Origin of the sequence: Paenibacillus rhizophilus (assembly GCF_003854965.1) — a bacterium.
Lineage (GTDB): Bacteria > Bacillota > Bacilli > Paenibacillales > Paenibacillaceae > Paenibacillus_AQ > Paenibacillus_AQ rhizophilus.
On the sequence record NZ_RQPI01000022.1, the window covers coordinates 1 to 26,108 of the forward strand.

Genomic DNA, 26,108 nt, shown 5'->3' on the forward strand with positions numbered 1-26,108 from the left:
GTTCCCCTCCCGCGCCTTCGCTTGGGCTTTGCCCTCCACCTGTTCCCCGGGTGGTACACTGACTTTGTAATTATTTTCACACCTTAAAGAATTCAAATTCACTGTCTTGACATCGTGTAGCACCATAGAGAATCGATAATTTTGGGTATGTTACTTGCCAAAGGTCTACTTCAAGCATGTGTGATTGCAGGCCAGATTCTTGACCGACAGCTAATTTATTGGTTTAATCTTCTATAAAGCCAGTTAATTATGGCTCATCACTTTAAGCAAGCGATCAAGCGCTGCAGTCTTCCAATCTCCTTCACCAGCAAAGCCATATCCTCTTGCCATCAAAACGTTGGACGGCAAGACCAGGAAGTTGTTTCATACCATATAAATCTTCAAAGTTAGTTATGAAGGCATTGTAACCACCATCATCAAGGAAACGTTTAATGGCGCTGTGAACCTACGACAAACCAGAATTCTTTGGTAGCTACTGTTGACATTATGCTAATCCTTTTCCCTTTGTTTGATTGGTGTATTACTTTTGGCCGTAGTAAGCGTCGTTCCCATGTTTCCGCAGATAGTGCTTATCCAGAATCCGCTGCGGCAGTTCTTCGGCAAAATGATTTAATTCGCGTGCGAACAAGTTCATTTTCGAGACTTCTTCCATCACGACGCTGTTCATTACGGCTGACTTCGCATCCTCGCCCCAGGTGAATGGAGCATGCCCCTTAAGCAAGACACCCGGAACAGCCATAATATCCAGCCCACGCTGCTCGAACGTTTCGATGATTACACGTCCGGTTTCGGCTTCGTAACCGCGATCAGTCTCTTCCTGTGTCAAGAAGCGGGCACAAGGGATGGAACCATAGAAGGTATCGGCATGCGTAGTCCCCATTACAGGTACATCGAGGCCGGCTTGGGCCCAAACGGTCGCCCAGGTGGAATGCGTGTGTACGATGCCGCCGATCTCGGCGTAATGCTTGTAAAGCACGGCGTGAGTCGGTGTATCGGAAGAAGGTCTGAGCTCTCCTTCAACCACATTGCCGTCAAAATCAACGACCACCATATCGCTGGGCTTCATCTTGTCGTAGCTGACTCCGCTGGGCTTGATCACGAACAAGCCACTTTCACGGTCAACCGCACTTACATTACCCCAGGTATATTTCACGAGTCCATGCTTAGGCAAGTCCAGATTAGCCTGGTATACTTCCTCTTTGAGTCGCTCTAACACGTACAGCCCTCCAGTTCTCTACGAGATAATCTACAGCGATCTGCTCAATCGCCAACCCTTTCGTGTATCGTTCCATAAAAGCCTCAAATCCTTTAACATCAGAACCATCCGGAAAAATTTCTTGCCCCTCAACCCCTTTAAAGACTTGTTGATCGAGGAGATCTTCCAGACTTTCCTGTTGCTCTTTGTTTATCATGTAAGTAGCCAAAATCTCCATTCCCCACACCCCGCCCTCTCCGGCTATTGCCATAACGGAGACCGGAACGTTCATTGCTGCTGCAACAATTTTTTGTCCGACGATAGGACAAAATACGCTCTTGATTTTGATGGTAGATGTGATAGACTTCACCTAAAAGGTGTTCCTCTCTTCGTGGGTGATGTTCTCGTCAAACACCGTTCTACCAAAGATTTGAGCATCTTTTTCATTTTTCAAACAGAGTCACTTTCGAAATTCAGGTTTATAATCTATTTAAGATAATCTACTGCTGCTCTTTCGATAGCAAGTCCCTTGGTATAACGTTTCATAAATTCTTCAAAGCCTTCAACATCCTTAGGATCAGGTGAAATCGTCACACCTTTTTTTCCTGCAAATCCATTCTGGTTTAGATACTCTTCTAACGTCTCAGTCTCCGACTTGTTGATCATATAGGATGCAAGCAGCGCGATACCCCATGCTCCACCCTCTCCAGCCGTTTCCATAACGGAAACGGGAACATTAAGAGCAGCAGCCATGATACTCTGTCCAACACCTTGAGTCTTGAATAAGCCGCCATGGCCTAAGATTTGATCCAATTTCTCTCCTTCTTGTTTGAGAAGAATATCCATTCCGATTTTTAGCGCGCCCCATGCAGTAAATAAATGTACACGCATGAAATTAGCCAAGTTGAATTTACTATCAGATAAACGCACAAACAATGGACGACCTTCTTCAAAATGGGTCATATGTTCTCCGGAGTGATAGCCATAAGCCAATAAGCCGCCACAGTCCGGGTCCCCTTGAAGTGCTAAGTTATATAAAGTTCCATATAAATTATTCTTGTCAACATCCAGACCCATTGCTTTTGCAAATTCCTCAAATAATCCAACCCATGCATTCAGGTCTGTGGAGCAGTTATTGGAATGAGCCATTGCTACCAGGTTACCAGCAGGAGTTGTAACGAGATCAATCTCGGAATATACCTTTGACAATTCTTTTTCGAGTACAACCATTGCAAATACGGAGGTTCCGGCAGATACATTACCGGTCCGCTTTGCTACGCTGTTGGTTGCTACCATACCGGTTCCTGCATCACCTTCCGGCGGACAAAGCGGAATGCCGGACTTCAACTCACCGGTAATATCCAAAAAATTAGCTCCTTCTTCTGAAAGTATGCCAGCCCCTTCACCAGCTACGCAAACATTAGGAAGAATATCCTCAAGCTTCCATGGAAGGTTTTTGGACGTAATCAACTCATTGAACTGATTCATCATCCTTACATTATAGTTTTTTGTATTCACATCTATAGGAAACATACCGGATGCATCACCAACGCCCAGAACCTTGCTTCCAGTCAATTTCCAATGGATATATCCTGATACAGTTGTTAGGTAACTAATATCAGCTATATGCTCTTCCTCATTTAAGATAGCTTGATAAAGATGAGCAATACTCCATCGTTGAGGAATATGGTAGTTAAACACTTTTGTCAATTCTTCACAAGCTTTTTCGGTAATATTGTTTCGCCATGTGCGGAAGGGTACCAGTAGTTCTCCAGCTTTGTCGAAAACCATATAGCCATGCATCATGCCGCTTAAACCAAGTGCTCCAATAGTTTGTAACGTTACCCCATATTGTTGTCTCACATCGTTAGCCATCTTTTGATAGCTGTCCTGTAAACCCTTCCAGATATCTTCTAAGCTGTAAGTCCAGATATTGTTTACATAGCTATTTTCCCAGACATGACTACCGGAAGCGATAGGTGCCTGATCTTCACCGATGAGAACTGCCTTAATTCGGGTTGAACCAAGCTCAATACCAAGTATTGTTTTGCCGCTCTGAATGGCATTTTTCACATCAAGACTCATGAATTTTCCTCCATTTTAAAACCAATAATTTTGACAATACAGATAATTAATATTATTTATGAAATATTCTATACATTTTATTAAATGTGCGCTGGCGGCGAAAAATCTGGGGTTTGCTTGTTTGAAATGGTGTAATAATAGTGACAGTTTATGCCTTACCCTTGCCATGCTGGCACGCTTAAGAGCAATTTTGCATGGAAGGTGTTTTAGCCCAATAATCATTGAATGAATATCTTGCTGTTGCTACAACCTCGGATCAAAGTTCTTCTCAAAAGATTATTCCTGAACCAAATCTTATTGTACTCATATAGCAACTGGAAATGATTCCGGCGATCTACTCCGTAGAAGTAAGTTTCTTTGTTATTTCACTACTCTAAGGGAATACTACTTATTTAGCGTTTACAATTTCCTTGTTTATAACAGATGCAACAACTTCATTTTTCTCTGCAGGCAGTGTAATAAAGATCATCATAACGCCAGATGCTAGAAAAAGACCTGCAAACATCCATGTTACTCCAGTATAACCAAGGATTCCGACAAACAATGTAACAAGGCCAGGCCCTACGAAAGCACTCAAACCTGCTCCCAAATTTAAAATTGACATTGCCGCCCCTTTTTCTGCCTTGACCAAAGAAGGTACAAGAGCAGACAATGGCACGTATCCAGCCAAGCATCCTCCCCATAGAACCCCAATGACTTGAACAAGATATACATTTCCAGTTACTATCTGAGGACTATAAAAAAGCAATAAAGCAAAGATCGCTGACCCAACACAACCGAACCACATTACTGTATTTCTCCAACCGAATTTATCTCCTATAAGCCCAAATAATAAATTAAAAGCAATATTGCCTATAAAAATCATTGCCCAAAGATGCAGCCAGGAAGAAGTGCTAATACCTTGACTCTCCATATAGAGGGGCATGTATACAGGAAAACCAAATTGGGCTGCTGTGTTAATTATTCTCACAATACCTGCCAGTGCAATTTTCGGCTCTCTTTTGACTACCGCTAATCCGCCGGCTATATCTTTTAGTTTACTGCCGCCCTTTGATGATTTCGTAATATTCAGTTTTTCACCACGATTGAATACAAGGGCAAAAAGTGCTCCAATCAGAACCCATACCATTGCGCTCCATAATGTGTTGACCGGTCCCAGATTTTTAAGAGCCCAAGTTGAATAATAGGCCCCAAGTACGTTCATTCCAGCAGTAAATACGAACCAGAACCAACCAACAGCGGAACCAAGCTTATTTTGTGGTGTTCGATAAACAATCCAAACAAGAAAAGAGTAAGCAAACAAAGGATAACCAAGACCTTTAAGAGCATAAGTAGGTAACATTCCTTCAAAAGATAACGTCGTGATCCCTAACCCAACAAACCCGGCTGAGCCAAGTATATACAGTACTAAACCAACAAGCATTGCTTTTCTAGGACCCATGAAATCGACCAATACACCTGAAAGGAAAGATGATATCGCAATAGTAATGCCGTAAACAGTAAACAATACACCCGATTGTTGTATAGAAAGCCCCTGCTCTACCAGATAAGGGCTTAGCCATCCTGCTTCCAAACCATCACCCATCATAAAAATGAGTATTCCAATATAACCCCATGCTAAGGAGGAAGGAATCCCTATTCGATCTAAAAAGTATATCCCTCTCATATACTTCCCTTCTTTCATCATTTTATTTGCTATTAGATTTAAAGTAACTCGACTACGGAGAGAAGAAACTGTTCTTCTCTCCGCAATCTGTCACCGACTAGAGAAAGTATCAAAAATCACGCTTTTTGGGGATTTATCATTTCATTTATAACAGTTATGACTTGTTTGAGCTCAGATATTATGGTCGTAGTAAGAGATAAATCTTGAAAAGGTGTTTTAGGGTCCCAGTAACCGATGCAAGTTAAACCTGCAGCAACAGCAGAAAAGGTGCCTGCAGCCGAATCCTCAACTGCCACAGCATTCTTTGCCAAAACTCCCGCTTCTGATAATACTTTTTTGTAGACATCAGGAGCCGGTTTTTTGTTGGAAACCTCATCCCCAGCTGTGGTGAAGTTAAAACATTCAGTAAGCCTTAGATGATTGAGGACTTGATCGATAAAATACCGATTGGAAGAAGAAGCAAGTCCAATCAGGATATTGTTTGTCTTCAACCACTGAAGCACATCGGATAATCCTTCCATTGCACTTACACTGAGAGATCTCATCTGTTCAACAATATGATCATATTGAAGCTTTTCCAATTCTTCAGGACTCTGCCGCAACTGATACGCATCAATCATTCGATCCCAGAACTCCTTATTGGGTCGACCAATTGACCACGTAAAATCCATCTCTTTGTTGATCCCTAATTCATGGAGGATTTTTCGTTTAGCAATCTCATGAAATGGTTCGCTATCGACAATAACTCCATCCATATCAAAGATTACCAATTTAATCGTCATATTGGGCTCTCCACATTTTCCTTCTCTTAAAATGTTATTGCCACCTTCAAATCACCGTATTTTCCGGAAGCATATTCAAAAGCTTCTTCCCATTGTTCAATCGGAAAACAACGAGTAACGACACCGTTGGTTTTAAGATTACCGTTGGAGATATTATCAATTACGAAAGGATAACAATACGGACTTAAGTGAGCACCTAAAATATCCAGTTCTTTGCGGTCACCGATGATGGACCAATCCACTGTAGTCGGTGCACCAAATACGCTGAATTCCACAAAACGTCCAAGCTTTCTTATCATACTTAAACCTTGTGTAACACTAGAAGGGTGTCCTGTAGCTTCAATATAGATGTCACATCCGTAACCATCCGTCATATCAAGAATGGCTTGAATGACGTCTGTTTCGCGAGGATTCAATACAATATCTGCACCAAATTCCTTAGCCTTCTCCAGGCGATTATCAATAAGATCAAGAACCACCAGTTTCTTAGGATTTTTCATTCGCGCATAGGTGATCATCCCCAAGCCCAACGGTCCAGCACCCGAAATAACAACGATGTCTTCACATCCGATTAACGCCCGGTCAACTGCATGTTTAGAGCAGGCATAGGGTTCAATCAATAATGCAGACTCCAAATCCATCTCATTTGGCACCTTGTGAACAAGAGAAGTTTTTGGGTACCGGACATATTCAGCCATCCCCCCGTTATTTTCTTGTTGGAACCCGAAAATATTATGAGGTTGACACATCCAATATTGGCCGCTTTTACAGAATCTGCATTCTTGGCACGGTACTATTTGGTCCGCTGTTACACGATCACCCAATATGAATCCGGTTACATTTTCTCCAACTTCAACGATTGTTCCTAAAAACTCATGACCTGGAATAAAAGGCGGCTTTACCCATTGGGGTTGCGTCTCATCCCCCCAGAACATGGCTGCTCCATGCTGACATTTCAAATCACCTGCACATACGCCGCATGCTTCAGTTTTAATGATTATATCGTCCGGTCCACACTCAGGCGTCGGATACTCGGGTTCAAAACGATAGTCATCTTTACCATACGATACAAGCGCTTTCATAGTTGGCGGTACTTTTCGGTTTAATACCTTTAGTCTAGAAGCTTGCTCATTCATTTTAAATCCACCTTTCGATAATAAAGTCTTTTTGTAAAGCGGTTTTATAAAACCACTTGATGTAATCATACTGTCTCTAAACTTTGTTGTCAACACAAAAAAGCATGGGTTTGATAATTTTTGGAACTGAGCGTTCCTTATCAAACTCCATGCAATATTGTTTCATTTCAACTTTTTTAGATTTCATTTATGAACTGGTCAATAAAAGGCAGAGCCGCTCCGGCAGCAATTGCTGCCGTTTTATAATTGCATATACGCAGAAAGTCTGCATGATCTTCAAACGTATTTCTTGCAGCAACCAACTTTTTCAAAGTATCAATATGATCGTCCATAAAAGAGCCTACATAACCTCCGAGAATAATGTCACAATCAAATAACAATCTAATGTTATTAATGGCGATCGATAGATACCTTAGATACTTATCCCACAACATTACCTTTTCAGGGTTTCCTTCCTTTACTTGCTCGAAAAACTTTTCTAGACTGTCCCCCGCCGCGTTTGATAATATTGCAGCAGAACAATATACTTCTAGACAACCCTTTTGCCCGCAATAACAAGGAAGCCCGTCAGGCATAATAGTCATATGGCCGATTTCTCCACTTTTTTGATTTTCTCCAGCAAATACCTTATTCCCAATATATACGGCCCCTCCAATATTTGTACTCAAAGAAATATAGAAAGCATTCTTCGTTTCCGGAGTTACCCACATCTCAGAAAACCCGGCTGCATTTGCATCATTGATCAATATTGCCGGATATGGAATGTATTTTGCAAATCGTTGTAAGGTTTCTCCCGTAAAATCTAGGATCTTCCCATAAAAAACAGTCTGGTAATCTTCCGTGATCAAACCTGGAACACCGATGCCAACACCTAATACTTTGGATTCGTCTAGATTCGATTCTTTGATTATCTCTTGAATTATATCCCCTAAAATGCGGAAATACGAATCCGAAACTTCAAAACTCTGCCTTCTTCGATTTATCTTTATAATATTTCCACTTAAATCTACAACCACGGTTATTATATAATTTCCTGTAATATCTAAGCCTATTGCTACTTTGGCGTCATTAATATATGAAAAAGCTTGGGCATTTCGCCCCCCTGTATTTCCAATTCTGCCTGTATTAGCGATCAAGTTTTGATTAAGTAAGTGATTTAAGTTTTGCGTAACTGTTGGAAGACTTAATTGCAATTGATAAGCGATGTCTTGTTTAGATAAACTTTGTTTTTGACGCAGCAACTTATAAATTCGATTTCGGTTAAAATCTTTAATATTAACTGTTTTCTCTTCCATTGGAAGCCTCCATTTATTAAACCCTTTTATAAAAGATGACTAGAATATTTTATTTATCATAATACCTTTATAAAAAAACATCAAGTGAGCCTCCAGTCATTGTTTCATCTTCCAACCAGATACATCTGTTCCTGCAGGTATACATAATAGATTTACCAGAACTAAATTTCATTGATATTCAAGTGGAGACATTCCGATTTTCTCTTTGAATAGTTTATTGAAATACGACCCGCGAAGGTTGGCTATACCTGGCCGGTATCATGATTTATATTGCTGTAAGATCGTCGGATTCCACTTGGCCCGGTAGCCGAGGAACGGTTTCATTTCATGTGGCAGGTCCAGATACGGGAGCTACTTGATCCCCCCGATGTCCACCGTCCGGATGACTACGGGCCTGCCATCCATCGCTTCGGCGGCGGTCTTATAGGCCTGAAACTGTGTCACTTCGTCAGGCATAGAGCTGCGTCTCATAAAGAGGAACTCCATCCGATGTCCATGAATTATGTTGAATAGATTCCAAAATATTAGGAAAGTATATGCTTCATAAACTTTTGTTCTATAGCTGGAGGATGTCGAAGTTATGCAAAAAATATCGAATTATCAACTTTTTGTTCTTACAATTTTATTTCAAATTGGAACTACAATTATATTCGGCTTCGCCTCCGCTGCAGGCAGAGACGCCTGGATTAGTATGCTAATTTCTACATTAATAGGGATATTCATCATTTCAGTTTATCTTGTACTAATGCGTTTGCATCCAGGCTTGACCCTTGTTGAGTGGTATCCGAAGCAATTTGGGAAGTGGCTTGGTACACCCATTGCCTGGCTGTATCCGCTGTATCAAATATACGGGGGCGGTCGGATGCTCGCTGATTTACAGGATCTGGTTCCAACAACGATTTTGCCTCGCACTCCCCCTATATTTTTTCTTACAGTGTTGATGTTAGTAATTGCTTATGGGGTATATCTCGGAATCGAAACTTTCGGACGAGTTGGAGAATTTTTGCTGCCGTTCTTTCTCGTGTTGTTTTGTACCGAGATCATCTTACTTATTAGCTCTGGAGTCGTACATGCAGAAAATCTATTTCCGATTGCCGGGGAAGGGTTGGAACGGGTTTTAAAACCTATTTGGCCTGTCGGTCTCACTCAAACATTCGGAGAAACTGTTCAATTTGCGATGATTTGGCCTCTTGTTGAACAACAGGACAAGATTGTTAAAACAACGTTATTCGCTACAATCCTCACGGGTACAGTACTGACATTATCCAACATATTTGCCATCTCTGTATTTGGTGAAATAACATTTCAACGCAGTACTTATCCCTTGTACTCATTGATCAGAGAAATAAGTCTTGCTGATTTTATTGAAAACCTAGACGCGATTGGTGTGCTGTATTTTGTTGTCACTGCGTTTTTTAAAATTTCTCTCCACCTCTTTTGCTCAATCCGTGCCATTCAACTTTTGACAAATTCGAAAAACAGCCGCCAATTTATATTACCGGTTATCATTAGCTCATTATTTATGGGGTTAACAATGACTGACAACGTTGCGTCGCATATCAATGGCGTTCATATGAAAATTTTGGCTCCTTATTTTACGATTCCCTTATGGTTTGTTTTCCCCAGCATGCTGCTGGTTGTAGCCTTGATTCGACAAAAGCTATTCAATCAAAATAAGGGTTGAACGCTAAAATTGTCATATGATGGAGGATGCTAACAAAATGAAAATGGAATTTCCATGGCATTCGGATATGATGTTAAAATACCCCTGGTTTATGCAAATGTTTCTGGTCGTCTTAGCTCTTATGTTTTCGATTATCACCTGGATTAATAAGAAATCAGGGGATTGAAGTGATAGTTTAATTCGTAGTTAACATTTAAAATGGGGGATTTCTGTATGAATCAAAAATTTATATCAAAACAGGAAACTCAATATTCTGATGATCATCTTATACAATTGACAACGGATATCACCCAAAACAAGCAAATTTTTACTAACATATTCGAAAACTGTTCTGATGTAGTATTTCAGTCATTTGAGATCAAAGATCATACTCATTTGCTTGTAATTTACATCGAGGAACTGATCGATACGAAGCACTTTGAAAGCGTGATCCTGAAACCGTTGATGTACGAAGATCAGCCAAATGGATTGGGTAATTTGAGTAGTATTAGACAATTATTTCAGGAACAAATCACCTCTGCTTTAGGTGCAAAAACTTTATGTAAAGTAACTGATATTACTCAACAAGTTTTAAGAGGCCATGTAGCTGTTTTGGCACAAGGGGAAAATAAAGCATTGTTAGTAAATGTATTAAATTTGGAAAAACGTGGTCTTGAAGAACCTTCGAGCGAGCTGGTTATCCGTGGGCCGAAAGAGGCTTTTATTGAAAATATTGCTTCTAATTTAGCTCTGTTACGAAAAAGATTAAGAACCCCGCGCCTAAAAATCGAAAAGTTTACAATTGGTGAGCTATCACAAACGGATCTGGCCATCGCGTATATTAACGGAATTGCCACCAATTCAATCATTGAGGAGGTCCGGAAAAGAGTTAGCTCTATTCAAATCGACGGGGTTATGGAATCCGGGTATATCGAAGAATTTATAGAAGATCTTCCGTTCTCCCCTTTCCCGCAAGTACATAATACAGAGCGACCGGATGTTGTAGCATCTATGCTGCTGGAAGGAAAAGTAGCCATCTTCGTGGATACAACTCCATTTGTGTTAATAATCCCTATGACCTTTTGGTCAGCCCTCCAATCAAGCGAAGATTATTACGAACGTTTCATGCTTTCTACCTCTATTCGGTGGATTCGCTACCTTTTTCTACTTATCGCTTTGTTTCTGCCTTCTCTTTATGTAGCTCTTACTACATACCATCAGGAAATGATTCCAACAAGCCTGCTTATTAGCATTGCGATTGCACGAGAAAATGTCCCGTTCCCTGCATTAGTCGAAGCGTTGATTATGGAAATCGTATTTGAGGCGTTACGCGAAGCGGGGGTCCGTTTGCCGAGGGCGGTTAGCCAAGCAATGAGCATTGTTGGAGCATTGGTAATTGGACAAGCAGCTGTTCAGGCAGGAATCGTTTCTACTCCGATGGTCATTGTCGTAGCGATTACTGGAATTGCGAATTTTACGATTCCGCGCTTCAATTTTGGCAACGCTATTCGATTGCTTCGTTTTCCAATGATTATTTTGGCAGGTACGCTGGGGCTTTATGGAGTTTTGCTTGGAATTTTGACTCTCCTTTTGCATGTCGCAAGTCTTCGATCATTTGGAGTTCCTTATTTCAGCCCCATTTCACCGCTTTCGCTTGGGGATTTGAAAGATGTTGTTATACGTAAACCCTGGTGGGCTATGAATTTTCGAGAACGCATAATAAGAAATCTAAATCCAAAGCGTATACCTGAAGGCCAAAAACCGAGTCCAAAACGCGGAAAAGATGGTAATTAATTTGGTTTTCGATACTCGGTTAATTTTAAAGGAGAAAAATCATGAGGATGAAAAGATACCTTTACTTCATGTTACTTTTATTTTTACCTATAACATCCGGTTGTTGGGATCGTGTTGAGGTGAACGATCTTGCTTTTGTGATGGCTACATCATTGGATTTAACAGAAGACGGAAAATTGGTTGAAACGATCCAGACTGCAAACCTTACTAGCGAAGGACAGAACGGTCAAGGCGGGGCGGGCGGCGGACAGAAAATTATCACAATGACGGTTACTGGAAAAAACAATATCGATTTAGATCAAAAAGAGCAGGAGAAAATGTCCCGTAAGATGTATATAGCTCATCGAAGCGTTCTTATTATAGGAGAACGGTTGGCTAAACACGGAATTAGAGATATTTTAGATTGGTACGGACGTAACCCCGAATCACGTTTACGGACTTATATTTTAATTGCCAGGGGAACAGATGGACGAGATGTTCTAAAGGTAGCCTATCCTTTGGAACGAAATCCAGCCGTAGCAATGAAGGAAATGGAGAAATTAGGTTCTAAGACTTCGGTTACACTACGGGAATTTATGATGGTTTCCGCTAATGAAGGAATAAATCCGGTTGCGGGCTATATAGAACCTGTTACCGAATCGTCTATGGGTTTAAAGCAACAGGAAGAGGAACAAAAGGAACCGGACAATCTGATGTTGAAAGGAACGGCAGTTTTCAAAAATTTCAAACTCGTAGGCTATTTAGATAGTGAAGAAACAGGAGGTTTAATTGCACTGACTGGAAAGTTTAAGCGAGGATCGATCACAGCGGAAAATATTCCGGGTGTGCCCGGAAATGTCGGTCTTAATATAACTAAGGAGAAGCTTCATATTCATCCGTACTTACGGGAAAACAAAATAAAGTTTAATATAGCGTTGAAAGCGGAAGGAGATATTTTTGAGAACAATACCAATTTAGACCTCAGCCAACCGCAGAATATGAAAATTGTGCAAGATGCCTTGTGCAAGTCACTTGAACAACGCATGCGGCGCACCTTATCAGCAGCACAAAATAAATTCCATGTAGATATATTCGGATTTGGCCAGGCAATTAACCGAAGTAATCCGAAACTGTGGAAATCCCTGAAGGAACAATGGGATGAAAAGTTTTCCGAGGCTGAATTCTCTATCGCAATAGATCTCACTGTCCGCCGTTCTGGTATGTCAGGCGCACCTTTACAAATAAAGGAAGATGAGGTCAAAAAGGAATGAAGACATATTTACTGATGGCGTTAATCCTTCGACAGATTGTTCGCCAATGCAAAACATACCTTGAATGCTTTTAAGGAGCCATTCCTGTAATGAATTAAATTGAGGTTTGAACAAAAAAAGCGCCCCCTGTATGCTGGGTCTCGAATGCAGTCACATTCATGCCCGAATTAAAAGGAGGACGCTCACTATGAAGTGTAAACAATCGAAGAAACAGAATCAACGGATTACACGAATTTCCGACAAGACCCTTGTCGTAGGCGCAGACATTGCTAAAGAAACCCATGTAGCCCGGGCCATCGACTTTCGGTGGATTGAACTCGGAAAGGATTGTGTGTTTTCCAATACCCGTACCGGACTCGAGCAACTGGTTCAGTGGATGAAGGAGCTTCAGCGGGAGCATGCCAAGAGCGACGTCCTCTTCGGCATTGAACCCACCGGACACTACTGGTTTGCACTGGCTGAATATTTAGGACGAGAAGGCATTCCTTTGGTCATCGTCAATCCGCATCATGTGTACAAAAGCAAGGAACTGGAAGACAATTCACCGATAAAAAACGACTATAAAGATGCTAAAGTCATTGCCGACTTAGTGCGTAACGGGAAGTACAGCGAACCCAAATTGCCGACGAACATCTATGCAGATCTGCGGATTCTCATGAATCTTCGGGAGAAGATCATGGTGAACTTCGGACAGGTGCAAAGGCGAGTACAGAATTGGCTGGATCGCTTCTTTCCGGAATACGCAGAGGTATTTAAAGACTGGGAGGGTAAAGCCTCGCTCATTACGCTGGGCGAGTTTCCGACGCCAGGTGAAATCGTAGAGTTAGGCACAGAAGCCATCGTTCAGCGGTGGAAGAAAGACGTGAAACGAGCCGTAGGAGGCAAACGAGCTCAGCACCTCATGGAAACGGCGAGAAGTTCCATCGGTCTGACCGAAGGACTTCCTGTAGCAAAAATAGAGATTAAAACGCTTCTGGAGCAGTACGAAATGTTCGCCAGACAACTCGAAGAGATTCTGGCCGAGGTGGAACGTCTACTCTCGCAAATCCCGGGAACGAAAGAGATGCTCACCGTGCCGGGCGTGGCTGTGGTCACCTTGGCGGGGTTCCTGGCGGAAGTCGGAGATCTGAGCGGTTACGAGCATGGACAGCAGATTATTCGGCTGGCCGGACTGAATCTCAAAGAGAACAGTTCAGGAAAGAAAAAAGGCAAATCCAGCATTACCAAACGTGGACGCGCAAGGCTAAGGGCCTTGCTGTTTCGGGCAGTGATGCCCATGGTAGCAAAGAACGCCGAGTTTAAGGCGCTGCACCAGTACTTCACGAAGCGAAGTCAAAATCCGCTCAAGAAAAAGCAATCGATTGTCGCCTTGTGTGGGAAGCTGATTCGCGTCCTTCATACGCTCGGCACCAAGCAACTTCCGTATAATGCAAACGACGTTTTAGGGCCGGTACGTCAGGCCCAGTTACAGATGGCAGCTTAAGAAAAACCGAATTCATGTTTCTCACCGGACTGGAATGACCAAAGACAAATGAAGCATGGAGCAGCCGTAGGAAACTATTCCATAAGGGCAAAGACCCTGTAAAGGAGCAAGAAACGGCGTCCACCTTTTGAGAGGCAGAACGGATGTTCTAAAGGTGGCCTATCCTTTGGAACGAAATCCAGCCGTAGCAATGAAGGAAATGGAGAAATTAGGTTCTAAGACTTCGGTTACACTACGGGAATTTATGATGGTTTCCGCTAATGAAGGAATAAATCCGGTTGCGGGCTATATAGAACCTGTTACCGAATCGTCTATGGGTTTAAAGCAACAGGAAGAGGAATGATTTTTTTATATATTTTTATCCAATTTTTAACTCATTTCATTCTAGATGAGAATAAACACATACACTAAAGTGAATATAAATGTAAACTAAAATGTGTATTCACAAAATTAAAAGTCCTGATATATCAAGGGTCGACTCGCTGACAATCATCGCCGCGAATGAAATGGAAGAATCTCCAGTTAAGAACCGCGACAATAAAACCTGCCACTTTCGCACATGGGCTTAGCCGTCATACGGCATTCGCGCTTGCGGTTTGCAGCAGGTTATTGTAGCCCCGATTCTTTGATTCCGGGCTAATGTTATATTAATTGTCCAAATACGGACGGATCGCCGATTCCAATTCGTTTTCATTGTCCAATGACAAGCTTGCATTTCCAATCAATTTCCAACTTTCCGTATGCGATACCGTCTCCCTCGGCGCTACGCTCTTTAATTCACCGAGCGTCTCCAGTTCCAGAAAAAGGTGATTCGTATAGCATTCAAACGAAACGCCATAATCCGGATAAGCCGCATGAACGTCGTGATGGTAAGTTTTGATGAATAAATGGCCCTTGTTGAAATAGGCGGCCCAGCCCTCTTCATTATTCGTTCCGAATTTAAAAGGTTTCGACGTTTCATCTTGCTGCAGCAGGATAAAACGATCACCCCAATAGACACGGTGGTCGTTCATTTGACTTTCGGGCCATAAAGCAAGCACCCGGTTTGGCAGAGTGAGCGTCTCCCGTTTGGCCTGGGGAATGATCGCTTTACCGCCCTCAGCCATGACCGACAAGGCCCAGGGTGCAAACATGACAGGCCATGCCCCTGTATTGGTAATACGGTGATAAATCGTAACTTCACCATTTTCGGGATTCATTTGAACCTCAATCTCTTTTTGCACATGGGTCCAGGTTTCCGCATCGGGGGTCAATACAATGCCATTTCCGGCTGTTCGCCACTGCACGGGCCCGTTATCGGGGTATGTCGTTCTGGGGACGGACTCCGGGCTCGTCCATAACCGGTGTCCTCCGTAAATATGCCATTCGCCTCCGCCGACAGCCGAGAAATCTTCGCCTGTTTCTTTAAACTGCCGCTCGGTATCTTCAAAGAAAATATTGTCGCCATCAATAAAGCCAAAGCGGATAATTCTCGGTCCGAACTCCACCGTAGCGATGAGTTGGACGATGCCGTTTGTGACTTCCACACATTTTCCAAACTTCCCATAGACGATGGGCCGCACGCATAGCTCTGCCATTTTGACCTCCTCGCAGGTCATTCCTCTGTAGTTGCCTTCGAATTACGCTGCGCAAATAGCCCGCGGCCTGCAATTGCGATCAAGCATAAAGAAAATAAGACGATTAGCGTATAGACCGCATTAATTTGCGGCGAATAGCCGTGGCGGATCATGGACCAGATGAGCATGGGCAAGGTATTGTCCGTCCCGATCAGAAAGAATGACACGATGACTTCGTCGAACGAAATCGTCAGCCCGAGCAGCGCCCCGGCGAGCACCGCGCTTTTGATGTTCGGAAGTGTGATGAGCAGAAAAGTGCGCAGCGGCGAGGCGCCCAGATCCATGGAGGCGAACTCCAGATTCCGATCAAATCTTTTCAAACGGTCCATTACTAAGAACATCACAACCGGCGTAATGAACGTGATATGCCCGATAACGACTGTCATCAGAGAGGCGTCCACATTCAGAAACTTAAACAACAGATTGAGTGATGTCCCAATAATAATTCCCGGCAAAATGTAGGGAAGAACAATCAAAAATTGCAGCGCCGCTCCCCCGCGTATCCGGTACCGCTGAAACAAATACGCCGCCAGTGTGCCAAATACAATCGCGCAAAAAGTAGCGGGCAGGCTCACCATCAAACTGTTTCTCGCGGCAACCCAAAGTTCCGTATTCGAAAACAACTCTTCGTACCAATTGAATGTCAGCTTCTTGATCGGCAGCACCTGGATTTTCGATTCGTTGAATGAAAACAGGATCGTCACCAGGATCGGAAGATACAAGAAGGTGTATACGATGAATGCAAAAAACAGCGCTCCTACATATTTTATATGCTTCATGAACAGCCCTCCCTACTCCTCAAAGATGGCCTGCACGTTCCCGATTTTACGCGTCGCCGCAATTAACGCCAATATGAACAACAGCATGATCATCGAAAGCGCAGCGCCGAGCGGCCAGTTATAACTGTTGCCGAATTGCGTTTGAATGATGTTTCCGTACATAATCCCCGATGTGCCTCCGACCAGCGACGGTGTCATATAATCGCCGAACGAGGTGATGAAGGCGAACATAAACCCCGTAACGACACCCGGCAAACTGAGCGGAAACGTAACCGTCCAAAACGCCCTTGATCCGTTTGCCCCCAAATCTGCCGCGGCCTGCGCCAGATTGCCGGGAATTTTCTCGATGGCACTATAGATCGGGATAAAAGTGAAAGGTATCGAGATGCACAGCATCGTGATGACGACCGCGAAACTGTTGAACAAAAGTGACGAAGAAGGCTGTTTTAAAATACCCGTCAATACCAAGAGCGAGTTAATGAACCCGGATTCTCCCAAAATCGACCTCCAGGAGTAGATTCGCACCAAATAACCGACCCACAAAGGAGCCAATACCCCAAGAAACAGGATAGTCTTATAGGTGCCTCCCCGGTGGTTGACGAACAGCGCCAATGGATAGCTGATGAGCGCCGACAGCACCGCGACAATCAGAGCCAGCTTGATCGTTTTCCCAAACAACGACAAGTATATTGGATCATGGAAAAATTTAGCGTAATTTTGAATATTAAAGCTGTGAATGACTTGGAAATTTTCGACGCTCCAGAAGCTGAACAACAGCATCGCAGAAACAGGCAGGACGATGAAAAGGAGTACCCATATGGAAATAATAATCAGCATCAGGTTTTTCCCGTACATCTTAGCTCCCCCATTCTTTGACGATAATCGCATCCTCCGGGCGGAAGAACAGATCCACGCTCTCTCCCGCGGAGAATCTCATATTCCCATCGTCCTGCTGTTGCTTCATCAGAATATGCGTTCCTCCGGCCTCTCTGAAGGTTAATTCTTTATCCGACCCATAATAGGTTTCTTCCACAAATACCGCGCTTAGACGGTTAACGTACCGATCATCTTCTTTGGACGCCCGTAGCTTCTCCGGACGAACGGAAATATACACATGCGGCTCTCCCAAGAGACCCGAAGCATCATTTGTCATCGCTTGAAACCCAGCATCGCTCACAAAATTAGACGGACCTTCCATTTTTCCTTTAATCAGATTGGTTTTTCCGATAAAACCGGCGACAAATTTCGTTCTGGGCGTCTCGTAAATCTCTTCGGGCGAACCCACTTGATGCAGCACACCGTTCTCCATTACGGCAATCCGGTCCGACAGGCTCAACGCTTCACCCTGATCATGCGTGATATACACGAAAGTGATGTCCACTTCCCTTTGCAGATGCTTGAGCACCCGCTGCATTTCTTGTCTTAGATGAAAATCGAGCGCGGAAAGCGGCTCATCCAGCAGCAGGATTTCCGGTTTGGAAATGAGTGCCCGGGCTAATGCGACACGCTGTTTCTGCCCGCCGCTGAGCTGATTCGGGGAGCGGTCGAGGAACCGGTCCATACTTACCATCTTCAAGCTTTCGATCACCCTGGGACGAATCTCATTCTTAGGCACCTTCCTGATTTTCAGAGGATAGGCTACGTTGTCATAGACTGTCATATGGGGGAACAGGGCATAGTTTTGAAACACGGTGTTTACGTTCCGCTTATAGGGGGGAATATGGTTAGCCGAGGTTCCGGATAAATACACAGACCCCTCAGTCGCATGATCAAATCCCGCTATCATTTTCAGCGTTGTCGTTTTACCGCAACCGCTCGGTCCCACGATGGAGAAAAATTCTCCCTTGCCTATCGACAAGTTTAAATTTTTGATTGCCTCGTAATTGCCAAATCGTTTCGACACCTGGCGAAGCTCCACTACAGCCTGTTCTTGATTGATCATGGATATCTCCTTTCCGAAGCAAGGTTGCGGCCGCAAAGCCGCTCCCTTCCATACAGATGATTCGGTTATTGTGCCGCTTTTATTTCATTCCACAGTTTCACGCGTTTTTCAAAGCTTTCAGGAAAAGCTACGTATACAAGATTGTTGAAATAATTCGGATCGTCCATATGCGAAACCTTTTTCTCCTCAGCGGTCAGCATGCTTGCCGAGTCGGCATTCACTCCGCCGTAGCTCGTCTTCTTGATTAACTGCGCCTGTACTTCCGATGAAATCAGATAATCGATATAAACGTGGACCAGTTCGGGATCTTTGGCATCCTTGCCGATGACTGCATTGTCAATCCATACCAAAGCCCCTTCTTTCGGAATCACTTCAACGATGTTCTTTCCTTCTTTTTGAAGATCTGTAATCATTGTCGGTCCCATGGAGAAGCCGATCCACCCTTCGTCGCTCGCCATCAGATTTTTTCCGTCTTCAAAACCGGAGTAATACGTACGAACCAGCGGTTTCTGCTCGAGCAACTTTTTCTTCACTTGATCCAATTGCTCATCCGTCAGGTTATAAGGATCTTCGAAGCCAAGAAGAAGCGCCGTCATCGCCGTTTGATTGGCCGCATCGTCCAGGGTAACAATCTTTCCGTTGTACTTCGAATCCCAGAGTGCGTTCCAAGAGTCTATCGGTTCTTTGATTTTATCCGTGTTGACCATCATAGGCAGCGAACCCCAGGCAAACGGAACCGCGTAGGTCTCTCCGTCCTTTACCACATGCTTATCGTTGAGCGACTTCATATTTTCGATTAGCTGCTTCGTATTCGTGAGCTTCGTCAAGTCAATCGGTTGAATCAAATTCATTTTGTGGTAACGGTTCACGGACCCCCCATCCATGAAAATCAGGTCGTATTTTACAGAACCGGACGCCGCTTTGGCGAACATTTCATCAACGCTGCCGGCATAAGTGACTTTAACGGTTACGCCGTATTTTTGTTCAAAAGGCTTCACCCATTCATCTTCCTGATATCCTTCCCAAGATAGCACATTAATCGTTTCACCTTTGAACTTCGCCAGATCCTCGCCGCCGTTCGAGGGGGCAGTGGGGCTCGCCTTGCCGGCGCCAGTATTTTCGGAGCTTGCGTTGCCGCCACATCCGCTCAACCCAACCAAAATGACGATAGACATCAGCAAAATCAGTACATTTTTCAACCTCATTGTTCTTCCCCCTTTTTAATCTGCCCAACAAATGATTGTCTTTAGACCATTAAGGTTTCCGGCAAGCAGAATCTCTTTCGCCACTTCCGGGGATATCACCCGTTCGACCAATGGATTCAATACGATTTGATTACGCGCCACACATTCGATCGCCCTGGACCAGACGGCAGGAGAATTGGTCCGACCGAAAATGCTGATGCCTTTAAAAATGATTTCTCTGTGCGGAAAATGGTCGGTATGACTATCATTAAAACCGTACAAGATAATCCTTCCGCCTGTGCTGGCATATCGAACTGCATCTTTCACGGTATCCGACAAACCGACGGCGTCGATAACCAATTGAAAGCCACCTCTGTCACGTATGCTCGGATGCTCTTTGAGCGCAGCGTCCTGCCCGTCGAATGGGATCAGGTCGTCTGCTCCGAATCTTTGGAGTAATTCCATGCGCTCCGGAAGTTTGTAAACTACGCAGATGCGTCCGGCTCCCATCATTTTGGCGATTTGCGTAAAATACAAGGCGGCGGGACCGTCTCCGTAAATGAGCACATGTTCCCCTGGCAGGAGGCCTGCGTTGTCCACAGCTCCAAAGGGACAAGCCATGGGTTCGAAAATCGCAGCCGAAACATCGCTCATCTCAATCGGAATTTTGTGTGCGCTTTTTGCCGGAACCCTGACGTAATCGGCCCATCCGCCGTTTTCGTTGATCCCAAGTTCACAATAATTCGCGCAAAATTCCGGCTGTGAAGATTTGCAAAAAAAGCATTCGCCGCAAGGCACCCCCGGATCGATTACGACTCTGTCTCCCTCTCTCAATTCTTTGACGTTACCGCCTGTCTCAATCACTTTCCCGGTTATTTCATGGCCTAATATATAAGGCGGGGAATAGGGGAACTTGCCGTTTATGATTTCAACATCCGTGGCACAGACACCGGTATAGCTTACACGGATCAGTACCTCGGTGGGACGAATCTCAGGAATTGGGACCTCTTTTAAAGCTAGAATCCCGTCCCCTTCCCATATAAGTGCTCTCATCATGCCCGCCATTCGATCTCCTCCATTGGCATCCTGGTTTTCAATCGACTGTTTCCGTAAAATAAGCTCCTGGTTTAACGGTCGCAGCGGTATTTTTCCAGCGCTTCTTCATTCAACTCGACGCCCAAACCGGGCTTGTCTGTAATTTCAGCGTACCCGTCCTTGACGGTAACATCGCTGAGCAGCATTTCCTGACGGATCGGCGTCTCGGCTACACAGTATTCCAGTAAGGCGCCGTTCGGTATTGCCGTGACCAAATGCAGGGAAGCGGCAATAACGATTCCGCTGCTCCAGGCATGGGGCACACAAGTAATATGATGCGCATGAGCAAGCTGGGCAATTCGCTTCGCTTCGCTTAACCCTCCGCAGCGGGTCACATCCGGCTGGACAATATCGACTCCGCCTTGCTCGATCAGTTCTTTGAAGCCGTAGCGCGTCGTTTCATTTTCTCCTCCGGCGATGCGGATGGAGGTAGATTCCGCCAATTTGCGGTAACCTTCGTAATCGTCGGCGAAGAGCGGTTCTTCGATCCAGTAAGGAGCGAAAGGCTCAAGCTCTTTGACGAGCGCCATGCGCGAGGCGGCGTCGATTGGGTGGTCGTCGGACGGAATAAAGCCGAGATCGAACAACAAGTCGATGTTCGGGCCCGCCGCTTCGCGGGACGCTTTTACCAATTCTACAATCTCCCGGTTACCCTGCTCGAATCCGCCCCAACCCAATTTGATCGCCGTATAGCCCTGCTGGACCCACTTCTTCGTTTCGTCATACGCTTCCTGCGGGGTATAAGGCATCAGCGTGCTTGCATACGCCCGGACCTTGCCGCGCTGCGCGCCTCCAAGCAGCTTGTACACCGGTAGATTGAGTGCCTTGCCCATAATATCCCACAGTGCGATATCGATCCCGCTGATGGCATGGATGACGACTCCCCTTCTGCCATAGAACGTGCTTCCAACATACAGCTTCTCCCAGATGCGTTCGATTTCGAATGGATTCTCTCCGATGAGCATTTCTCCGAGCCCTTGGCAAATACGGTGGGAGGAAGGCGTATCGATAATCGATTTGACCACCCACGGAGCCGAATCCACTTCGCCAATCCCGATAATTCCTTCGTCCGTGTGGACTTTGATAATGATTCCATCCTGGGCGCTATCATTGATTAATTCAATCGTATTGCCTTGTCTTACGGGGATTGCTTCGACTCTTGTGATTTTCACGTCATATCTCCTCCTGCTGAATGTGATGTTTCATGACAATAATATAGAATGTCATTTGTAGATTGTCAACAATCTATTTTGATGTATAATATGCTTATCACTGCTCACAGGGTAATTAATCTGATTGACAGCATTTTATTAAAACAAGTACATTGTTTTTTGTAGACAATAATCAGATCGGAGATTCTTATGACCAATCCCAATGATTTGGAAAACTTTCAGTTTAAAAAAAATGATACCGTTTCTTTGCGTCAATTTGTTTACAAGGAAATTCGCGAAGCCATTATCAAGGGGCATCTCGAACCGGGGGCCCGATTGCGCGAGGTGGAAATCTCCAAGCAGATGAACGTCAGCCGCGGTCCGATTCGCGAGGCGATCCGAATTTTGGAACAAGAAGGCCTGGTCATTTCCCATCCTTACCGGGAGACGGTTGTTGTTGACCTTTCCGAAGAGGAAGTTATTCATTTGCTCGTGCCTACCCGGCGCAATTTTGAATTGTTTGCGGCACAGAAGGCTGTCAGCGTGCTGACAGACGACGATTTTGCCTATTTGGACAACATTATTCTGAATATGCAGGAAGCGAGCAATCAGGATGATCTGGACCGTCTCTCGGATCTGGATCTGAAATTTCATGAACGAATTGTAGAACGCTGTGTTTCACCCGCCATGTTCCGCATCTGGAACAGCATCTCCGGCAAGCTCCACGCGCGTTTTCTGATTCAGGGTTACAGCCATTCCTCCTTGCAAACCGTAGTGGAAGAACACCGCGAAATGCTTCAATTGATTCGCAGTGGAGATAACGAACGCATCGAACAGCATTTGCAGAAACACATCAAGTAGCAAAGGGAGGTATGAGTTTAGATGCAAGATAAAAAAATATGGGTCGGTTCCGAATCGTTACACATTAGGGCGGTAGCTTTCGACAAAGACGGTACCTTGTTCGATTCCCTGAAATTCTGGTCCTATATCGATGAATTGAGAAAGAGCGAATTTACACGTCTAGCAGGTCCCGAATACGGTGATGAGTGGAGCGCCATGATGGGGTTTACGCAACCTGATCACATTGACTACACCGGGGTGCTGGCGGTAGCCACGACGCTGGAGGAAATCATTCTGACTGCAGGGCTCCTTTATCGTCTGAAGGGATGGTCCTGGTTCGAATGCAAGCAAAGGGCGCAGCAAATTTTCGCAAACGCCGACCGGCAGCTTCAATTGGAGCATGCTTTCCACTCGACGGATAACGTACCTGATATATTTCATAATTTGCATTCCCAAGGGATATCCGTCGGGATCATGACATCGGATGCTTACGAACGCACATCACGGCTCATGCAGATGCTGAAAGTCGAGCACTTGCTTGATTTTGTCATAACCCCCGAACAAGTAAGCAAAGGAAAACCGGACCCGGAAATGGTGCAAAAAGCTTGCGCGATGCTGAAGATTTCACCCGGGGAGCTGGCCATTGTCGGTGATTCCGTGGCGGACGTCGCAATGGCGAAAGCCGCCGGCAGCGTAGGAATCGGCCTGATTACGTACGAAGGTTCGGAAAAAGATTTGTCTCCGCATGCGGATTTTTTAATCCATTCTCTATCGGAGATCCAAGTGAAATAAAAAAATAAGCGCCTGACCTGTAAAAAGGTAGAGGCGCTTATTTGTTCTTGATCATACTCTATCCCGCTTACCTTTATTCCAGCCTACCCTGCTCATTTTATAATCGAGATGAACGAAAGTTTCTTCCCTCTTCTGTAATTCGTAGGCATGCATAGCCGAGGTTAAATCCTCCGAGGAATAATTTGACAACCGCGCGCACCCGGTCGTCCCGAGTCGGAGAATTAAAAATGATCCCCTCATTTTTGGACTTGTCCCCCGAGCAGATTGCCAAGGGAAGGCGGGCAACCAGAGAACCCTTCGTCTGCTTCAAAACGATCTACCGCTAGCTGTATGCGGGTCTTTTAGCCACCAGGAATTCATTCCAAAGCGAACTGGTTTAAACCAAGTCACCGATGAACAGTTAGCCAGACATCAGCAGCGATAGCTATTTCTCTCTTCCGCTGTGATAGGAGTGCCATCTATGTGATAGTCATAGCTCCAGGGGAGCTGGGAAAACTCCTCTTTTCCCATAACCCACAGTTCTTCCTGAAAGAGCCGGATCAGCTCATACAGCGGATACGAATGATCGGGAAACCATATCCCCAAATGGTACGGCAGAGCCCTGTTTATTCCGGAATAGTGAAAACAGACGAATGAAAGGCCGTCTTCAAGCCAATACTGCCCTTCCCCGGCCGAAATGATCTTCCGGCTGGACTCGTGCAGATTCCAGTAGGCGACGTTGTACCCTGGGTGGTCCCATACCGTAACGTTAAAGTAAGCTGGCGCGAGATCGATCCATTTCTGATCACAATAATAGGGTGCTTGGTAATACCCGTAGCTGTACAGCCGCTGTCCCCACCATTCCAGAAAACGCATGGTTTCCTCCGACCGCCGAAGCGCCATAAAGCCGGTGTTAAAGGCGCCCACCCATAAATAGCTCCACGGATCTCCGCACGGCTCAAGCAGGTGAGGCGACAGCAGGATGTTCTGATATTCCAGGGCAAACAGCAGATCGTCGAATGGAGCGTAAGGGATAACGTCCGTATCCATGAATACGATGTTGAGTTCATCCGGATGCTGGTCAAACAGAAAATGGAGAAAAGCCGGTTTAATGGAGGTCACCGCCTCATAAAGTCTGTATTTTAGAATATTGGTTTCAAATTCGGGGATTCCCAAATCCTTGGCCAGAATGACTTCGTCGAACCATGGAACGTTAAGCGCTGCCGGATGCATCGACCTCTCCAAAAGACATATGACAACCCGGGCATATGGCATTTGAACTTTTGCCATTCTTGCCATCACTTTAGCCTCATGCAGATTGTCTGCACAGGTCACCGAGCAGATGATCATGGCGGGTCCTCCTCTTCATTCATTAATCAAAAATTACTTCCATTAGAAAGTGTGAAGGGATTAACTTCCATTGAATGGTATATTTTGGCCTCCCGGTAGCGTAATCGGGTCTCATCCGATATTTTCTCCCCGCTGTAGAAGAAGTCATAACTCCAGGAGGAAGGTGAATGCCAGGGAAGCAATGCTTCCAGCTCCTGCTTGTAGTTCTTCCACATTTGTGCATAAACCCAGTTGTGAGGAATGAAGGCGTTCATACAGCTGTCCAGCAGTCCGGCCGTATTGTTGAAATTCACGCAGCGAAGTGGAGTCCAGTCGGTCAAAACATACTGATCTTCTACCCAGTAGAGTTCTCTGCAGCGTTCATGCAGGTTCCAGAATGCCAGGTTGTAGCCGGGATGACGAAGAATGCCTGTATGAAAAAAAGTGGGAACGAAGTTCAGATAAGGCTGTTCGCTATACAGTCCTTTCGGCTGTCCGTAAAAATCACCTGAAGTCATCTTCACCCACCAGTCCGCAAAATGACGGCCCCCGTCGCTGTTTCTAACGCCTACCAGTGCGCTGTTATAGGTCCCGTCCTGCAGCGTCCCGATTTCGCGGAAACAATCCCAGGGGGGCGAGGACTCAAGATGGTGGGGAGTCAGCACCACATCATAATAGGTAAGCATTCCCCATATTTCATTGAACGGCCTCATTACATACATCTCCGGATCGAGATAAACAATCTGCTCCTCCTCCGGGAAGGCTTTGAGCAGATAAGCGGTCAGCTGAGCCTTCATCGCCGTAGCACATTGGAGGGAGCCAAACTTGAATATATAACCGTCAAAGTTGTGGAATCCTATATAAGCCGAGATATCTCTAGCCGTAAAAATCCAGTCGATATCCGGAAGCGGTTCTACCGGAAATTGCTCCACCAGGCAGACGACGACCGTTGTTAGAGGCATTACCCGCTTGACCGAAGCCGCCATCAGCCTGGCTTGTGGCAATCTCGAAGCGTCCACTACCGTTCCGATAATCATATTAGACGAGCCTCC

23 protein-coding genes and 3 pseudogenes are annotated in these 26,108 nt (G+C 44.9%); 7 read left to right on the top strand and 19 right to left on the bottom strand.

What is annotated here, in order from left to right; translation table 11 throughout:
• Window positions 1-163: 163 nt before the first annotated feature.
• From EH198_RS22570 to EH198_RS22610, 9 genes and pseudogenes are all read right to left on the bottom strand, one after another.
• Window positions 164-436: pseudogene (locus tag EH198_RS22570) on the bottom strand (L-arabinose isomerase family protein); the annotation flags it as partial.
• A gap of 84 nt (window positions 437-520) precedes the next feature.
• The gene (locus tag EH198_RS22575; protein ID WP_124697780.1) at window positions 521-1,216 is read right to left on the bottom strand and encodes an L-ribulose-5-phosphate 4-epimerase; all 696 of its coding nucleotides are present in this window, start codon (window positions 1,214-1,216) and stop codon (window positions 521-523) included.
• A pseudogene (locus tag EH198_RS22580) lies at window positions 1,179-1,520 on the bottom strand (hypothetical protein); the annotation flags it as partial. The gene EH198_RS22575 and the pseudogene EH198_RS22580, both read right to left, overlap by 38 nt.
• Before the next feature lie 161 nt (window positions 1,521-1,681).
• A complete protein-coding gene (locus EH198_RS22585; protein ID WP_124697781.1) occupies window positions 1,682-3,280 on the bottom strand; it encodes a xylulokinase in 1,599 nt (532 codons plus the stop codon).
• A gap of 388 nt (window positions 3,281-3,668) precedes the next feature.
• Window positions 3,669-4,964, bottom strand: a complete 1,296-nt coding sequence (locus tag EH198_RS22590) for an MFS transporter (RefSeq protein WP_124697782.1) — start codon at window positions 4,962-4,964, stop codon at window positions 3,669-3,671.
• A gap of 98 nt (window positions 4,965-5,062) precedes the next feature.
• The gene (locus EH198_RS22595; protein ID WP_124697783.1) at window positions 5,063-5,728 is read right to left on the bottom strand and encodes an HAD family hydrolase; all 666 of its coding nucleotides are present in this window, start codon (window positions 5,726-5,728) and stop codon (window positions 5,063-5,065) included.
• Between the two features lie 26 nt (window positions 5,729-5,754).
• Window positions 5,755-6,864 carry an MDR/zinc-dependent alcohol dehydrogenase-like family protein gene (locus tag EH198_RS22600; RefSeq protein WP_124697784.1) on the bottom strand — a complete coding sequence of 370 codons (1,110 nt, stop codon included), beginning with the start codon at window positions 6,862-6,864 and terminating at the stop codon, window positions 5,755-5,757.
• 176 nt (window positions 6,865-7,040) lie between these two features.
• Entirely contained in the window at window positions 7,041-8,159 is a 1,119-nt protein-coding gene (locus tag EH198_RS22605) for an ROK family protein (protein ID WP_124697785.1), read from the bottom strand.
• A gap of 354 nt (window positions 8,160-8,513) precedes the next feature.
• A pseudogene (locus EH198_RS22610) lies at window positions 8,514-8,651 on the bottom strand (putative PEP-binding protein); the annotation flags it as partial.
• Window positions 8,652-8,739: 88 nt separating this feature from the next.
• On the opposite strand from EH198_RS22610, the gene EH198_RS22615 reads away from it, so the two are divergent.
• From EH198_RS22615 to EH198_RS24830, 5 genes are all read left to right on the top strand, one after another.
• A complete protein-coding gene (locus EH198_RS22615) occupies window positions 8,740-9,843 on the top strand; it encodes a GerAB/ArcD/ProY family transporter (protein ID WP_124697787.1) in 1,104 nt (367 codons plus the stop codon).
• 213 nt (window positions 9,844-10,056) lie between these two features.
• Window positions 10,057-11,616 carry a spore germination protein gene (locus EH198_RS22620; protein WP_185703026.1) on the top strand — a complete coding sequence of 520 codons (1,560 nt, stop codon included), beginning with the start codon at window positions 10,057-10,059 and terminating at the stop codon, window positions 11,614-11,616.
• A gap of 47 nt (window positions 11,617-11,663) precedes the next feature.
• Entirely contained in the window at window positions 11,664-12,866 is a 1,203-nt protein-coding gene (locus EH198_RS22625; protein WP_185703027.1) for a Ger(x)C family spore germination protein, read from the top strand.
• A gap of 187 nt (window positions 12,867-13,053) precedes the next feature.
• Window positions 13,054-14,349: an IS110 family RNA-guided transposase gene (locus EH198_RS22630; protein WP_124697790.1), complete on the top strand. Its 1,296-nt coding sequence runs from the start codon at window positions 13,054-13,056 to the stop codon at window positions 14,347-14,349.
• A gap of 166 nt (window positions 14,350-14,515) precedes the next feature.
• Window positions 14,516-14,692 carry a hypothetical protein gene (locus tag EH198_RS24830; protein ID WP_185703028.1) on the top strand — a complete coding sequence of 59 codons (177 nt, stop codon included), beginning with the start codon at window positions 14,516-14,518 and terminating at the stop codon, window positions 14,690-14,692.
• Window positions 14,693-14,996: 304 nt separating this feature from the next.
• Here EH198_RS24830 and EH198_RS22635 read toward each other — a convergent pair whose 3' ends face one another.
• The 7 genes from EH198_RS22635 to EH198_RS22665 form a co-directional block, all read right to left on the bottom strand.
• Window positions 14,997-15,926 (bottom strand): hypothetical protein, encoded by a 930-nt coding sequence (locus tag EH198_RS22635; protein WP_124697791.1) that lies wholly within the window; start codon window positions 15,924-15,926, stop codon window positions 14,997-14,999.
• Window positions 15,927-15,943: 17 nt separating this feature from the next.
• The gene (locus tag EH198_RS22640) at window positions 15,944-16,744 is read right to left on the bottom strand and encodes an ABC transporter permease (RefSeq protein ID WP_124697792.1); all 801 of its coding nucleotides are present in this window, start codon (window positions 16,742-16,744) and stop codon (window positions 15,944-15,946) included.
• 12 nt (window positions 16,745-16,756) lie between these two features.
• Entirely contained in the window at window positions 16,757-17,599 is an 843-nt protein-coding gene (locus tag EH198_RS22645; protein WP_185703029.1) for an ABC transporter permease, read from the bottom strand.
• A gap of 1 nt (window position 17,600) precedes the next feature.
• The gene (locus tag EH198_RS22650) at window positions 17,601-18,686 is read right to left on the bottom strand and encodes an ABC transporter ATP-binding protein (protein ID WP_124697794.1); all 1,086 of its coding nucleotides are present in this window, start codon (window positions 18,684-18,686) and stop codon (window positions 17,601-17,603) included.
• A 65-nt stretch (window positions 18,687-18,751) separates the two neighbouring features.
• Entirely contained in the window at window positions 18,752-19,891 is a 1,140-nt protein-coding gene (locus EH198_RS22655; RefSeq protein WP_124697795.1) for an ABC transporter substrate-binding protein, read from the bottom strand.
• A gap of 15 nt (window positions 19,892-19,906) precedes the next feature.
• On the bottom strand, window positions 19,907-20,935 hold the full coding sequence (locus EH198_RS22660; protein ID WP_124697796.1) for a zinc-dependent alcohol dehydrogenase: 1,029 nt from the start codon (window positions 20,933-20,935) through the stop codon (window positions 19,907-19,909).
• 62 nt (window positions 20,936-20,997) lie between these two features.
• Complete coding sequence (locus tag EH198_RS22665) at window positions 20,998-22,137, bottom strand: mandelate racemase/muconate lactonizing enzyme family protein (RefSeq protein ID WP_124697797.1); 1,140 nt, start codon at window positions 22,135-22,137, stop codon at window positions 20,998-21,000.
• Window positions 22,138-22,326: 189 nt separating this feature from the next.
• On the opposite strand from EH198_RS22665, the gene EH198_RS22670 reads away from it, so the two are divergent.
• Together EH198_RS22670 and EH198_RS22675 are read left to right on the top strand one after the other, a co-directional pair.
• On the top strand, window positions 22,327-22,977 hold the full coding sequence (locus EH198_RS22670; RefSeq protein WP_124697798.1) for a GntR family transcriptional regulator: 651 nt from the start codon (window positions 22,327-22,329) through the stop codon (window positions 22,975-22,977).
• Between the two features lie 21 nt (window positions 22,978-22,998).
• Window positions 22,999-23,748: an HAD family hydrolase gene (locus EH198_RS22675; protein ID WP_124697799.1), complete on the top strand. Its 750-nt coding sequence runs from the start codon at window positions 22,999-23,001 to the stop codon at window positions 23,746-23,748.
• Window positions 23,749-23,799: 51 nt separating this feature from the next.
• On the opposite strand, the gene EH198_RS25525 is transcribed toward EH198_RS22675, so the two are convergent.
• The 3 genes from EH198_RS25525 to EH198_RS22690 all read right to left on the bottom strand — a co-directional run bounded on the left by EH198_RS25525 (window position 23,800) and on the right by EH198_RS22690 (window position 26,093).
• Window positions 23,800-23,988 (bottom strand): beta-galactosidase small subunit-related protein, encoded by a 189-nt coding sequence (locus EH198_RS25525; protein ID WP_124697800.1) that lies wholly within the window; start codon window positions 23,986-23,988, stop codon window positions 23,800-23,802.
• 171 nt (window positions 23,989-24,159) lie between these two features.
• The gene (locus tag EH198_RS22685; RefSeq protein WP_124697801.1) at window positions 24,160-25,077 is read right to left on the bottom strand and encodes a hypothetical protein; all 918 of its coding nucleotides are present in this window, start codon (window positions 25,075-25,077) and stop codon (window positions 24,160-24,162) included.
• 26 nt (window positions 25,078-25,103) lie between these two features.
• On the bottom strand, window positions 25,104-26,093 hold the full coding sequence (locus EH198_RS22690; protein WP_124697802.1) for a hypothetical protein: 990 nt from the start codon (window positions 26,091-26,093) through the stop codon (window positions 25,104-25,106).
• Between the last annotated feature and the right edge of the window lie 15 nt (window positions 26,094-26,108).